General features: G+C 68.0%; 13 protein-coding genes. 7 read left to right on the top strand and 6 right to left on the bottom strand.

All coding sequences use genetic code 11. From position 1 onward, the window contains the following. Positions 1-994: 994 nt before the first annotated feature. From BLQ77_RS20450 to BLQ77_RS20425, 6 genes are all read right to left on the bottom strand, one after another. Positions 995-2,104: an NAD(P)/FAD-dependent oxidoreductase gene (locus BLQ77_RS20450; RefSeq protein WP_089962604.1), complete on the bottom strand. Its 1,110-nt coding sequence runs from the start codon at positions 2,102-2,104 to the stop codon at positions 995-997. Between the two features lie 92 nt (positions 2,105-2,196). Next, on the bottom strand, positions 2,197-4,401 hold the full coding sequence (locus tag BLQ77_RS20445; protein ID WP_089962601.1) for an NADP-dependent isocitrate dehydrogenase: 2,205 nt from the start codon (positions 4,399-4,401) through the stop codon (positions 2,197-2,199). A 143-nt stretch (positions 4,402-4,544) separates the two neighbouring features. Then, positions 4,545-5,342 (bottom strand): lanthanide ABC transporter permease protein PedC, encoded by a 798-nt coding sequence (gene pedC / locus BLQ77_RS20440; RefSeq protein WP_008887349.1) that lies wholly within the window; start codon positions 5,340-5,342, stop codon positions 4,545-4,547. Further along, complete coding sequence (gene pedB, locus BLQ77_RS20435) at positions 5,339-6,061, bottom strand: lanthanide ABC transporter ATP-binding protein PedB/LutE (RefSeq protein ID WP_040384856.1); 723 nt, start codon at positions 6,059-6,061, stop codon at positions 5,339-5,341. Before pedB ends, pedC begins: the two co-directional genes overlap by 4 nt. Before the next feature lie 36 nt (positions 6,062-6,097). Then, positions 6,098-6,898, bottom strand: coding sequence for an ABC transporter permease (locus BLQ77_RS20430; RefSeq protein WP_089962598.1), 801 nt, complete (start codon positions 6,896-6,898; stop codon positions 6,098-6,100). A gap of 186 nt (positions 6,899-7,084) precedes the next feature. Continuing rightward, complete coding sequence (locus BLQ77_RS20425) at positions 7,085-7,288, bottom strand: hypothetical protein (protein WP_008887429.1); 204 nt, start codon at positions 7,286-7,288, stop codon at positions 7,085-7,087. A gap of 179 nt (positions 7,289-7,467) precedes the next feature. On the opposite strand from BLQ77_RS20425, the gene BLQ77_RS20420 reads away from it, so the two are divergent. From BLQ77_RS20420 to pqqD, 7 genes are all read left to right on the top strand, one after another. Next, positions 7,468-9,045: a sensor histidine kinase gene (locus tag BLQ77_RS20420; RefSeq protein ID WP_089962596.1), complete on the top strand. Its 1,578-nt coding sequence runs from the start codon at positions 7,468-7,470 to the stop codon at positions 9,043-9,045. A 9-nt stretch (positions 9,046-9,054) separates the two neighbouring features. Next, on the top strand, positions 9,055-9,735 hold the full coding sequence (locus tag BLQ77_RS20415; protein WP_089962594.1) for a response regulator transcription factor: 681 nt from the start codon (positions 9,055-9,057) through the stop codon (positions 9,733-9,735). An 87-nt stretch (positions 9,736-9,822) separates the two neighbouring features. After that, positions 9,823-10,302: an acyl-CoA thioesterase gene (locus tag BLQ77_RS20410; protein ID WP_089962592.1), complete on the top strand. Its 480-nt coding sequence runs from the start codon at positions 9,823-9,825 to the stop codon at positions 10,300-10,302. Between the two features lie 123 nt (positions 10,303-10,425). Next, positions 10,426-10,518, top strand: a complete 93-nt coding sequence (pqqA, locus tag BLQ77_RS20405) for a pyrroloquinoline quinone precursor peptide PqqA (protein WP_040384855.1) — start codon at positions 10,426-10,428, stop codon at positions 10,516-10,518. 23 nt (positions 10,519-10,541) lie between these two features. Next, positions 10,542-11,438: a pyrroloquinoline quinone biosynthesis protein PqqB gene (gene pqqB / locus BLQ77_RS20400; RefSeq protein ID WP_089962589.1), complete on the top strand. Its 897-nt coding sequence runs from the start codon at positions 10,542-10,544 to the stop codon at positions 11,436-11,438. After that, the gene (pqqC, locus tag BLQ77_RS20395; protein WP_089962586.1) at positions 11,435-12,184 is read left to right on the top strand and encodes a pyrroloquinoline-quinone synthase PqqC; all 750 of its coding nucleotides are present in this window, start codon (positions 11,435-11,437) and stop codon (positions 12,182-12,184) included. The genes pqqB and pqqC overlap by 4 nt, the downstream gene beginning before the upstream one ends. Beyond that, positions 12,181-12,456, top strand: coding sequence for a pyrroloquinoline quinone biosynthesis peptide chaperone PqqD (pqqD, locus tag BLQ77_RS20390; protein ID WP_089962584.1), 276 nt, complete (start codon positions 12,181-12,183; stop codon positions 12,454-12,456). The genes pqqC and pqqD overlap by 4 nt, the downstream gene beginning before the upstream one ends. Positions 12,457-12,525 lie beyond the last annotated feature (69 nt).

The following is a 12,525-nucleotide window of genomic DNA, read 5'->3' as shown; positions in this document are numbered from 1 at the left end:
TGTGCTTCAGGTTTCATCAGAAACCGAAAGCCGTACAAACAGTGAAGCTGACACTGGATCATCGGGTTACCCCTACCAGCGCGATATACAGAGACTTGATCCATCGAATGAACCAGAGTCGCCCGCATATCTCTTCAGATATCATCAATGTCAAAGAGCGTGAGAGACAAAAACCAGACCAGTGCGCCCTATCTTCCGGCGCGCCCGCCTTTCCCTGCCTCTCGATGTTCCGTCCGCATCGTCTGCAACCGCGTCTCGTTTCCTCGCCGCCGCCGCTCCGTCCTGCGTCCCGTCAGCGCCTCAACGCCGCCGGTGGAGGTGGGTTCTAGTCCCAGTTCCCAAACTCCGCAAGCACTTTTTTCAAAAAACTTCGATTTCCCCGAACAATTTCGCCGGGCGCCTTGTTTCATTGCGTTTCTGGGTCCCTGCCCCGGCCCTCACGCCCCGGGTCGACACCACGATCCGGACCTCTGGCGCCGAGAGGCCGCGGCGGGCCGGAATCGCGGACCGGGATCCCCTCGCGTCACCCTTTCTCCCGCCTGGAGTCCGCCGCCCGACCCACCCGACCGCCCACGGGTCCCGCCAGACCCACGCGCCGCGTTTGCGCCGGCAATTGGCGACGCGGCGCCCCGCGTCCCGGCACAGCGGCCGGCTCCCCTCAAGCGCAACCACGACCGGGCCGCACCGCGCGGCACATCCCGGAAGGCCCGCGACAAATGACCCCCAACAGCGCCGCCTCGTCGCGGAGCTACGTCAAGGATCCCCGCAACGACGCCCTCGAGAGTCACGTGGACAGGAGAGTCTCCCCACGCGCCGACGCCGGGGTCCCGGTCATCGACGCGGGCTTCGTGGCGGGCGACGGCGACCGGGAGGGGCCGCGGCTCATAGACGAGCACATGGACCGGCTCTACGAGCGTGGCAACGCGATCATGCCCGAGATCGGGTTCAGCCGTGAGGAGCCGGTGGAGGTAGCGAAGGGGCCTGAGGGCCCGCCTCAGGCCTCGCCCAGACGAGCCGCGACGACCTCGGCGATGGCGAGCGACGAAGTGAGGCCGGGGCTCTCGATGCCGAAGAGGTTCACGAGCCCCGGGACGCCGTGCAGTTCCGGCCCGTCGATGCGGAAATCGGCCGCCGGCTCGCCTGGCCCCGAGAGCTTGGGGCGGATGCCGCAATAGGTTGGCGCCAGCGCGCCCTCCGGCAGGCCGGGCCAGTACTTGCGGATCTCGGACTGGAAATGCCCGACGCGGGCGCCGTTGACGCGGTAGTCGACGCTGTCGATCCAGTCCACGTCCGGCCCGAAGCGCATGCCACCCCCCAGATCCAGCGTCAGGTGCACACCGAGCCCACCGGGCTCGGGCACCGGGTAGACCAGCCGCGAGAAGGCGGGCTTGCCGGGCAGGCTGTAGTAGTTCCCGCGGGCGTAGCGCGTCTGCGGCACGTATTGCGGATCGAGACCTTCGATGGCGCCCGCGAGTTCGGAGGCATGCAGCCCCGCGGCATTCACCAGACAACGTGCCCCGATGGTGAAACGCTCGCCGCCGGCATCCTCGGTGGTGACGGCGAACCCGTCGCACGCCTCGACGCCGACGACACGACTGCCGAGGCTGAGCAGCGCGCCCGCCTGTTCGGCCTGCCCCAGCAGCGAGAGCATCAGCGCGTGGCTGTCGACGATGCCGGTCGAGGGTGAGAGCAGCGCCGCCTTGCAGGCAAGCTGCGGCTCCATCTCCTGCGCCTCGGCAGCGCTCAGCAGGCGCAGGTCGCCAACTCCCGCGGCCATGGCACGAAGCCGGATGCCTTCGAGCGCCTCGACCTGGTCGTCGCTCGTGGCCACGATGAGCTTGCCGCAGCGCCTGTGCGGCACGGAATAGGCGTCGGCGTAGCGGTAGAGCATCTCCTTGCCACGCACGCAGAGCTCGGCCTTCAGGCTGCCCTGCGGGTAGTAGATGCCCGCGTGGATGACCTCGGAATTGCGCGACGAGGTGCCGGTGCCATAGGCGTCCTCCGGTTCGAGGATCAGAACCTCGAGCCCCCTCTGTGCGAGGGCGCGCGCCACGGCGAGCCCCACGACACCCGCCCCTGCGACGATGACATCAACCTTGTCCATACGCCCGTTCTGCCCTGCCCCGACGGAAAGGAAAAGGCCCCGCCCGACGCTTGCCGGACGGGGGCCAGAGTTTTCTCACGCGGGACGCGCGATCAGCCGAAGACGGCGTTCAGCGTCGCCGAGGGGCGCATCACCGCGGCGGTCTTCTCCGCGTCACCGTGGTAGTAGCCTCCCAGGTCCGCCGCGCTGCCCTGTGCCGCTGCCAGCTCGGAGACGATTGCCGCCTCGCCATCGGCCATCGCCTCGGCCACCGGCACAAAATGCGCGGCGAGATCGGCGTCGGCGTCCTGCGCGGCAAGCGCTTCGGCCCAGTAGCGGGCGAACCAGTAGTGGCTGTCGCGGTTGTCGGGCTCACCCACCTTGCGCGAGGGCGACCGATCGTGGTCGAGGATGCCCTGCGTGGCGGTGTCCACCGCATCGCCCAGCACCCGCGCCTTCTCGTTGCCGGTCTGGTCGGCGAAGAACTTGAAGCTCTCGCCGAGGGCACAGAACTCGCCCAGCGAGTCCCAGCGCAGGTGGTTCTCTTCCATCAGCTGCTGCACGTGCTTGGGGGCCGAGCCGCCGGCACCGGTCTCGAAGAGGCCGCCACCGTTCATCAGCTTCACGATCGACAGCATCTTGGCCGAGGTGGCCAGCTCGAGGATCGGGAACAGGTCAGTGAGGTAGTCGCGCAGCACGTTGCCGGTGATGGCAATGGTGTTGTTGCCCGCGGTGATGGTCTCGAGCGAGGCGATGGTCGCCTCGCGGGGTGCCATGATCTCGAACTTGTCGGCCACGCCGCGCGCCTCGAGGATCGGCTTCACGTACTCGATGAGCTGGGCATCGTGGGCACGGTCGGCATCGAGCCAGAAGATGGCGCGGTAACCGGTCGCCTTCTGGCGGTCGATGGCGAGGTTCACCCAGTCCTCGATCGGCGCCTTGCGGGCCGAGGCCGAGCGCCAGATATCGCCCGCTTCGACCTCGTGCGCGTGCAGCACGGTGCCGTCGTCGAGGATCATCTTCACGGTGCCGGCCTTCGCGATCTCGAAGGTGGTCGGGTGCGAGCCGTATTCCTCGGCCTTCTGCGCCATCAGGCCGATGTTCTGAACGGTGCCGGCGGTGGCCGGATTCAGCTTGCCGTTGGCCTTGAAGAACTCGATGGCAGCGTCATAGACCGGCGCATAGGAGTTGTCGGGGATCACGCAGTTGGTGTCCGCTTCCTTGCCGTCCGGGCCCCAGCCCTTGCCACCGGCGCGGATCAGCGCGGGCATCGAGGCGTCGATGATGACGTCCGAGGGGACGTGCAGGTTGGTGATGCCCTTGTCCGAGTTCACCATGTACATCGGCGGGCGCGCGGCGCGCACCTCCTCGATGGCGGCGAGGATCTCGGGCTCGTCCTTGACGCGCTCGAGCAGCGCACCGAGGCCGCCGTTCGGGTTCACGCCGAGCTCGGCCATCTTGTCGCCGAACTTGTCGAACACCGGCGCCAGCCATGCCTTGACCGCGTGGCCAAAGATGATCGGGTCCGAGACCTTCATCATCGTGGCTTTCATGTGCAGCGAGAACAGCGTGCCCTCGGCCTTGGTCTTCTCGATTTCGTCCGCGAGGAAGGCGTCGAGCGCCTTTGCCGACATGAAGGTCGCGTCAACCACGGTGCCCTCGGGGTAGGCGACGCCCGACTTCAGCACGGTCTCGCCGTCTGCGGTCTCGAGCACGATCTTGGCGGTCGCGGCCTTGGGCAGCGTCGCGGAGACCTCGTTCGAGAAGAAATCACCGCCCGACATCGCGGCCACGCGGGTCTTGCTCTCGGCGGTCCACTCGCCCATGCGGTGCGGGTTGTTCTGCGCAAACTTCTTCACGGCGGCGGCGGCGCGGCGGTCCGAGTTGCCCTCGCGCAGCACCGGGTTCACCGCGGAGCCCTTGATGCCGTCGTACTTGGCGCGGACGGCCTTTTCCTCGTCGGTCTCGGGCGCGTAGGGGTAATCGGGCAGCGCGTAGCCCTGTGCCTGCAGCTCCTTGACCGCGGCGACGAGCTGCGGCTCGGAGGCCGAGATGTTCGGCAGCTTGATGACGTTGGCTTCGGGCTTCTTCACCCACTCGCCGAGCCAGGCGAGGTCGTCCGACTGCTTCTGCGCGTCGGTCAGCACCTCGGGGAAGGTCGAGATGATGCGGCCGGCAAGCGAGATGTCCTTGGTACCGACGGTGATTCCCGCCGCGGAAGCAAAGCTCTGGATGATCGGGAGAAGCGACGCCGAGGCCAGTTCGGGCGCTTCGTCTACCTTTGTATACACAATGTCGGGAGTGTTTTGGTCAGCCATGTTTTCAGAGCCCCTCCAAGGTCATGGGAAAATGCCGGCAGGTCGTGGCGGCGGATCACGCGCAAGGCCTTACCATCCCGGCGGCGCGGCTTAAAGCGCCTATCAGGGGCCACTTCGGGCTGTTAGCGCGTGAAAATGCCGATTCAGCCACCCTTGCGCCGGCGGGTCATGCCATGGGCCGGATCATAGCCCAGCAGCGCGAGCCCGAAGAACAGCGCGAAACTGAGGCAGACCCAGAGCAGCGACCAGCCGTTGAGGCTCTGGTAGAGCGCGAAGCGCAGCAGCTCGACCGCGTGGGTGAAGGGGTTGAAGGCGCAGATGTCGCGCAGGACGGTCGAGCTCTCGGCCATCTTCCAGAGCGGGTAGAGCGCGGTCGACAGGAAGAACATCGGGAAGATCACGAAGTTCATGACGCCCGCGAAATTCTCGAGCTGGCGGATGGTGGACGAGATCAACAGCCCCAGAGAGCCCAGCATCAGCCCCGAGATCACCAACGCCGGAAGAAGCGCGACATAGCCCAGCGGCGCCACGGTGATCCCGAAGCCTGCCGCCACGGCGAGGAAGACGTAGACCTGCAGGATCGACACCGCGACCCCCGCCAGAAGCTTCGACAGCAAGAGCCACCAGCGCGGCAGCGGCGAGGTCAGCAGGAGCCGCATGGAGCCCATCTCCTGATCGTAGACCAGCGACAGCGAGGACTGCATGCCGTTGAAGAGCTGGATCATGCCGCAGAGGCCGGGAAGGATATAGACCTCGTAGGTGATGTAGGTCTGGTAGGGCGGGATGATCGACAGGCCAAGCGCGGCCCGGAACCCCGCCGCGAAAACCACGAGCCAGACCAGCGGCCGCACCAGCGCCGCAAGGAAGCGCGATCTCTGGTGCACGAAGCGCAGCGCCTCGCGCCGCACGATGGCAAGGAGGGCCGTCAGCCAGAGCCTCATGCGGCGCCCTCCTCTGCGGTCATCGCGATGAAGACATCGCTCAGCGGCCGGTCGCCGCGCAGGGTCTCGGCGGGCTCGTGCGCCAGCACCTTGCCCCGGTGCAGCACCACCACGTCGTCGCCGTCGCGGATCTCGTCCACGAGGTGGGTGGCCCAGAACACCGTCAGCCCCGACTGCGCGAGGTCGTGCACGTGGGCCACGATCGCCTGCCGGCTCTTGAAGTCGAGCCCCACGGTCGGCTCGTCCAGAAGCAGCACCTGCGGGGCGTGGATCAGGGCGCGGGCAATCTCCATACGGCGGCGGTGTCCCCCGTTGAGGTTGCGGACCTTCTCGGCCGCGCGCTCCTGCATCCCGAGCCTTGCCAGCGCCTCGGCGGCACGCCGGTCGGCGTCGCGCCCGGAGATGCCATGCAGCGCCGCGAAGTAGCGCATGTTGGCGGCGACGCTCATGTCGAGATCCAGCGTCGGCTGCTGGAACACCACCCCGATGCGCGACAGAGCGGCGCGGGGCGACCGGGCGAGGTCGTGGCCCGCCACGGTGATCTTGCCCTCGCCGCTCACGAAGAGCCGGGTCAGGAGCGCGAAAAGCGTGGACTTCCCCGCGCCGTTTGGCCCCAGCAGCGCGGTGAAGCGGCCGGGGCGCAGGGCGAAGCTCACGCCGTCGAGCGCCCGCCGGGCACCGTAGCTGTAACCGAGGCCGGACACGTCGAGAGCGGTCATGCGGGAAATGTCGTCTTGCATCGTCATGGTCATTCTTCAGTCGCGCCAACGGCGCACCCGGCGCTCCCACGGCTGCAGCACCAGCCACTCCACCGCCAGCATCACCGCGATGAAGGAGAAGGCGTAGACCAGCACCATGCCGACGTCGAACAGCTGGAAATACAGGTGGATCTGGAAACCGACGCCGTTCGAGCGGCCGAGGAATTCGACCACCAGCACGATCTTCCAGATCACCGCCACGCCCGAGCGCGCGGCGGCGGTGATGAAAGGCGCAAGCTGCGGCAGCACCACGTGGCGCATCTGCGTCCAGCGCCGCATCCGGTAGACCTGCGCCATGTCGTCGAGCCCCGGATCGAGCGCCCGGGCGCCCTCGCGGATCACGGTGGCGACGTTGGGGATCTTGTTGAGCGTCACCGCGGCGATGGCTGCGGCCTCGGTCAGCCCGATCCAGAGGTAGCAGAGCACGATGAGCACCAGCGCCGGCAGGTTGAGGAACACCACCAGCCACGGGTCGAGCCAGCGGTTCAGCGCCTCGTAGCGCCCCATGACGAGCCCCAGCGTGATGCCGAGCGACATCGCCAGCGCAAAGGACCAGAGCACCCGCGACAGGGTCCAGCCGAGATGGTAGAGCAGCTCTCCCGAGGCCAGCGCCTGCGCGAAAGGCTGCACGAGATCCCAGGGCTGCGGCAGGATCTGGGGGTCGGCGGTCAGCGCGGCGGCAACGATCCAGATCGCCAGCAAGCCCGCCAGCGAGATCACGGTCACACCCACCCTGCCCGGCCCCGTGCCCTTGTCGGGCGCGCGGGTCCAGCGTTCTGCCGTATCGTTTCCCTGCACGGGATCCTCCCTTCCTCCGCGACGGATGCTGCCGCCAAGCCGGGGGAAAGGCAACCGGTCCGAATGGGCTAGACCGCGTTTTCCGCGCCCAGCCCCTGCCGGGTCCCGAAATCTCGAAAATCTGGAAAAGTCACAAACGAATTGGGGTCACGCGGCCGACCCTCCCCAGAGGGCCGCGTGAGAGGATCAGGCCTCCCGTTCGCCGTCGCGCACCATGCGGCAGCTCCAGCCGGTCACCGTGAAGGCCGGGTGGGTCTCGGTCCATTTCGCAAGTTCGGGCTGCGCGCCCATCATGCAGGTCATGGGGGTGATGTCGGTGTAGAGAAGGCTGCGTTCCTGGCACTGATCTGGCGCAGTGGACAAGCAGGCCACAAAGAGAAGCTCAATCATGATTGCCTCGTTGAGTTGGACGTGATGCCTTCTCAGGGTCGCCGTGAAAGTGCAAAGAAGGGATAAACCGGTTTGTGTCAGCGATGCTGCAGCGCAGCATTCGGGAAAAATTTTTGCACTATATGGGTGCATTTGACGAATTCGTACGCAGACGGTCAAGACAAAGGACCCGGACCGGCATGTTCAGACGCCTTTCCCTGAAAGCCAGACTCGGGCTGGGCGCCGGGCTTCTTGGGCTCGCGACCCTGCTCACCGCGGCCATGCTGGTGGCCGGGATGGCGCGGGTATCGCAGCGGCTCGACACCGCGCTCGCGGCAGAGCAACGGCTCGAGCATTACGCCGCGCTCTCGACGCAGGTCTCGACATTCATCGTCGTCGCCGCCGAGGTGATCCAGCGCGGCCTGCCGCCCGAGACCCGGGCCGAGCGCCTCGCGGGCATCGCCGACACGCTCGACCGCACTTTCGCCAGTCTGCGCCGCGGGCTCGATGCCGAAGTCGCCGATGCCGCGCCGATGGGGCTCGACGCCCAGAGCCGCCGCGCCACCCAGTCGCTGGCCATCGCCCGGATGGAGGCGCTGTTCCGCAACACACGCGCGGCGCTGGTCGCGGACACCGGCGACCGCGAGCGGCTGCGGGCATGGCTCGACACCTTCGCCTCGGGCTTCGAACCGCAGCTCGCGGGGGCGGTGAACGAGGAGAAGCGCCTGCGCGCCGAGATCCTCGCGGGCATCGACGACCTGCGCCGGCGGCTGACCCTGGCCGCCGTGCTCATCGGGCTGGCGGCGCTGGTGCTCTCGGCGGGGTTCTACTTCGGCCTCGTGCGCCCGCAGTTCCGCCGCCTCGACGCGCTGCGCGACGCCGCCCGCCAGATCGGCCGCGAGGAGTTTGCCGTCCACCTGCCCGACACCCGCCCCGACGAGATCGGTCAGCTCACCACCGAGACCAACCGCATGGCCCGCGCGCTCGCCGCCCGCGCCGCCGCCGTGGCCGAGGACCGCGCCAGGCTGGGCGAGATCATCGACCAGCGCACCGAGGCGCTGCGCTTCGCCAACCAACGGCTGGAACGCACCGACGAAGACCGTCGCCGCTTCTTCGCCGACATCAGCCACGAGTTGCGCACGCCTCTGACCGTGATCCTGATGGAGGCGCAGCTCGGCCGGCAGGGCGCCGAGCCCGCCCCCGCCTTCGAGGTCATCGAGGCCCGCGCCCGCCGCCTCAACCGGCGCATCGACGACCTGCTGCGCGTGGCACGGTCCGAGACCGGGCAGCTGGCGCTCGAGCCGGTGCCGCTGGATCTTGGCGAGGTTCTGGCGGATGCCATCGCCGAGACCGCCGCCGAGCTCTCGAACGCGGGGATGACGCTCACCGCGCCCGAGCCCGGCAGAACCCGGGTGCGCGCGGACCGGAACTGGCTGCGGCAAGTGGTCGTGGGCCTGATCCGCAACGCCATCCGTCACGCCCGGCAGGGCGGCGCCCTGCGGCTGGAGCTGACCGAGGCCGAAGGCATGGGCGTGATCGCCGTCATCGACAACGGCCCCGGCATCCCCGCCGCCGATCAGGCGCGGATCTTCGAGCGCTTCGCCCAAAGCCAGACCGGCAGCGCGCAGGGCTTCGGGCTCGGCCTCGCACTGGCGCGCTGGGTGATCGAGGAACAGGGCGGCAGCATCGCCGTCGAAAGTCCGGTCACCCACGATCGGGCCGAAGGCACCGCATCCGGAACCAAGATCTCGGTTCGCATGCCGCTCGCGACGGGCTAACCTGCCGCCATGACTGAACCGACCCGCCTGCTCGTCGTGGACGACGACCCCGAGATCTGCTCCGCCCTCGCGCGCGGGCTGGCGCTGCATGGCTTCGCGGTCGAGACCCGCAACCGCGCCGACACCGCCCTGCCCGACCTCACCGGCGCGGGTTTCTCCGCCGCCGTCGTCGACGTGATGCTGGGCGCCGACAGCGGCGTCGAGCTGGTGCGCACCGCCCGCGCCCAAGGCGCGCAGCTGCCCATCGTCATGCTCTCGGCGCTCTCGGACGTCGACCACCGCGCCGCCGGGCTCGAAGCCGGGGCCGACGACTACATGGTGAAGCCGTTCTCGTTCGAGGAACTCGCCGCACGGCTCCGGGTGCAGGAACGCCGCGCCGCCGCCACCCGCCCCGCGCCCGCCCGCCTGTCGGCCGCGGACAAGAGCCTCCGCGCCGGCAGCCGCCACGTGCATCTCACCGACCGCGAGTTCTCGCTTCTGGCGTTGCTGGCCGAGCACGCCGGCACGCCCCTGCCCCGCGGCACCATCTTCGACGCGCTCTGGGCCGGCGAATCCAGCTCGGAGAACGTGGTCGACGTCTACATCGGCTACCTCCGCAAGAAGCTCAAACCTGCCTCCGAGTTCGGCTTCGAGATCGTCACGGTGCGGCATCAGGGCTTCTGTCTCGAAGGCGCTGCACCGCTGCGCTGACGCGGACTTGCGCGCTACGGGGATTGCATGGTGTATGACCGAAACCGCGCCGGATGCGCACCCAACGCCACCAAGAAGGAGCAAGCGATGGACCCCCGCCAGCTGGAAATGACCGTGCTGATGACCCCCGACATGGCAAATTTCAGCGGCAAGGTGCACGGCGGCGCGCTGCTGAACCTTCTCGACCGCGTGGCCTTTTCCTGCGCCTCGCGCTTCTCGGGCCGCTATGCGGTCACGCTCTCGGTCGACCAGGTGACCTTCAAGCAGCCGATCAACGTGGGCGAGCTGGTGACCTTCCGGGCGGCGGTGAACCACGTCGGCCGCACCTCGATGGAGATCGGCATCCGGGTCGAGGCCGAGGACATCCGCAAGGGCACCCGCCGCCACACTAACTCGTGCTACTTCACCATGGTCGCCGTGGATGACGACGGCAAACCGGCCGAAGTGCCCGAGCTCAAGATCCTCACCGAGACCGAGGAGAAGCGCAACCGCGCCGCCGAGATCCGCCGCACGCTGCGCCGCCAGTTCTCGGCAGAGTTGAAAAAGGCCGCCGAAGGTCGCAACTGACTCCGTCCCGTGCCGACCAAAGTCGCAAGGTCTCTTAGATTATAAGGCTAGCCAGCAGCCACCTCTCTTTGCCAAGCTGGCCGCGTTGACACGAGTCAAACGTATCGAGAGGAGGAGATACACATGGCCTGGACGAAGCCCGTAATCCGCGAAATCGAGTGCGGCATGGAAATCAACATGTACGGTCCCGAGCACGACGACGGCGTCCTGTTCTGAGACCGCGCGCGCGGGAGGACGTGATGCAATTCCGCGCGCGAATTCTCGGAGCCGCAGCCGGTGGGGGCCTGCCCCAGTGGAACTGCGGCTGCGAAAACTGCCGGCTCGCCCGCGCGGGCGAGATCCCGGCGCAGACCCAGAGTTCGCTCGCGGTGTCGGCCAACGGCACCGACTGGGCGATCCTGAACGCCTCGCCCGACATCCGGGCCCAGCTGGCGACCACCCCCGAGCTGCACCCGACCGGTCTGCGCGAGATGCCGCTGCGCTCGGTGCTGCTCACCAACGGCGACATCGACCACGTGGCGGGGCTTCTGACCCTTCGCGAGATGCAGCCTTTCACGCTCTTTGCCACCGCCGGCATCCACGAGGTCCTGGCCGTGAACCCCATCTTTGCGGCCCTGAACCCCTCGGTGGTGACCCGCGCCGAGGTGGCGCTGGAGCGGCCCGCCGAGATCGCGCCCGGGCTCTTCGCCACGCTCTTCGCGGTGCCCGGCAAGGTGCCGCTCTACATGGAAGGCGACGAGGTGCAGACCGACCTCGTGGGCGAACAGACCGTGGGCGTTGAACTGCGCGCGGGCGACGAGACCGCCTTCTACATCCCCGGCTGCGCGATGCTGAACGACGCGCTGCGCCACAGGCTCGAGGGCGCCGCGCTGGTGTTCTTCGACGGCACGCTCTGGCGCGACGACGAAATGGTGCGCGCGGGTCTCGGACAGAAGACCGGGCGCCGCATGGGCCACATGTCGATGAGCGGCGCCGACGGCTCGATCGCCGCCTTCGAGCACATGAAGATCGGCCGCAAGGTCTTTGTCCACATGAACAATACGAACCCCGTCCTCCGCCCCGGCTCGGAGGAGCGCCGCGCGGCGGAAAAGGCGGGATGGACCATCGGTCAGGACGGAATGGAGGTAACGGCATGACCCAGACACGCGAGGCTTTCGAGGCCCGGCTGCGCCAGATCGGCGCCGAGCGCTATCACGACCTGCACCCGTTTCACCACCGCCTGCACGGCGGCGACTGCACGCCGGACCAGGTCCGCGCCTGGGTGATCAACCGCTACTATTACCAGCACTCGATCCCGATGAAGGACGCGGCCTTCATGTCCCGCGTCGAGGATCCCGACCTGCGCCGTGCCTGGCGCTCGCGGATCGAGGACCACGACGGCACCGACACCAACGAAGGCGGCATCCGTCGCTGGCTGCGGCTGGCCAAGGCGGTGGGGCTCGACCGCGATTACGTCGCCTCCTGCGAGGGCGTCCTGCCGGCGACCAAATTCGCCGTCGACGCCTACGTCCGCTTCGTGCGCGACAAGACCCTGCTCGAGGCCGTGGCCGCCTCGCTCACCGAACTTTTCGCCCCAGCGATCCACGCCAACCGCATCGAGGGGCTGCTGAAGAACTACGACTTTGCCGACGACTCGTCGCTGTCCTACTTCCGCAACCGGCTGCGCGAGGCGCCCAAGGACGTGGCCTTCGGGCTGAAATGGGTGCTCGACCACGCCGACACGCAGGAAAAGCAGGACGCCGCCGCCAAGGCGCTGATCTTCAAGACCGACGTGCTCTGGTCACAGCTCGACGCGCTCTGGGGCGCCTATGTCGAACCCGCCCGGGTGCCCCCCGGCGCATGGCTGCCCGGCGAGGGCCTGGCGGACGCGCGGGCGGCATGATGCAGCCCTCGGACATCCCCAGCCTGCCGCGCGGCGTGCGGCTGCACCACGACCGGGTGCGCGGCAGCTGGGTGCTGCTGGCGCCCGAGCGCGCGGTGATGCTCGACGCCACTGCCCACGCGATCCTGTCCCGTGTCGACGGCCAGCGCAGCTTCGGCGAGATCACCGCCGAGCTTGCCGAGGCCTATGACGCCCCGCCCGAGGCCATCGCGGGCGACGCGGCGGGCTTTCTCGGCGCGCTACGCGACCGCCGTTTCCTGGAGCTTGCGTGATGGCTCGGATCCGATTTTCAGGGCATGCTATTCATGAAGTCATATCCAGCAATACTAAGGACATGCCGG

The organism is Salipiger thiooxidans, from assembly GCF_900102075.1.
GTDB classification, from domain to species: domain Bacteria; phylum Pseudomonadota; class Alphaproteobacteria; order Rhodobacterales; family Rhodobacteraceae; genus Salipiger; species Salipiger thiooxidans.
The sequence above is the reverse complement of the archived record's forward strand: the minus strand, read 5'-3'. Positions and strand labels throughout refer to the sequence as shown.

Coding starts and splice junctions, on each gene's coding strand:
- pqqB (WP_089962589.1), top strand. CDS start 10,542: ATGCAATTCCGCGCGCGAATTCTCGGAGCCGCAGCCGGTGGGGGCCTG.
- pqqA (WP_040384855.1), top strand. CDS start 10,426: ATGGCCTGGACGAAGCCCGTAATCCGCGAAATCGAGTGCGGCATGGAA.
- BLQ77_RS20425 (WP_008887429.1), bottom strand. CDS start 7,288: ATGATTGAGCTTCTCTTTGTGGCCTGCTTGTCCACTGCGCCAGATCAG.
- BLQ77_RS20445 (WP_089962601.1), bottom strand. CDS start 4,401: ATGGCTGACCAAAACACTCCCGACATTGTGTATACAAAGGTAGACGAA.
- pqqD (WP_089962584.1), top strand. CDS start 12,181: ATGATGCAGCCCTCGGACATCCCCAGCCTGCCGCGCGGCGTGCGGCTG.
- pedC (WP_008887349.1), bottom strand. CDS start 5,342: ATGAGGCTCTGGCTGACGGCCCTCCTTGCCATCGTGCGGCGCGAGGCG.
- BLQ77_RS20415 (WP_089962594.1), top strand. CDS start 9,055: ATGACTGAACCGACCCGCCTGCTCGTCGTGGACGACGACCCCGAGATC.
- BLQ77_RS20420 (WP_089962596.1), top strand. CDS start 7,468: ATGTTCAGACGCCTTTCCCTGAAAGCCAGACTCGGGCTGGGCGCCGGG.
- BLQ77_RS20410 (WP_089962592.1), top strand. CDS start 9,823: ATGGACCCCCGCCAGCTGGAAATGACCGTGCTGATGACCCCCGACATG.
- pqqC (WP_089962586.1), top strand. CDS start 11,435: ATGACCCAGACACGCGAGGCTTTCGAGGCCCGGCTGCGCCAGATCGGC.
- BLQ77_RS20450 (WP_089962604.1), bottom strand. CDS start 2,104: ATGGACAAGGTTGATGTCATCGTCGCAGGGGCGGGTGTCGTGGGGCTC.
- pedB (WP_040384856.1), bottom strand. CDS start 6,061: ATGACCGCTCTCGACGTGTCCGGCCTCGGTTACAGCTACGGTGCCCGG.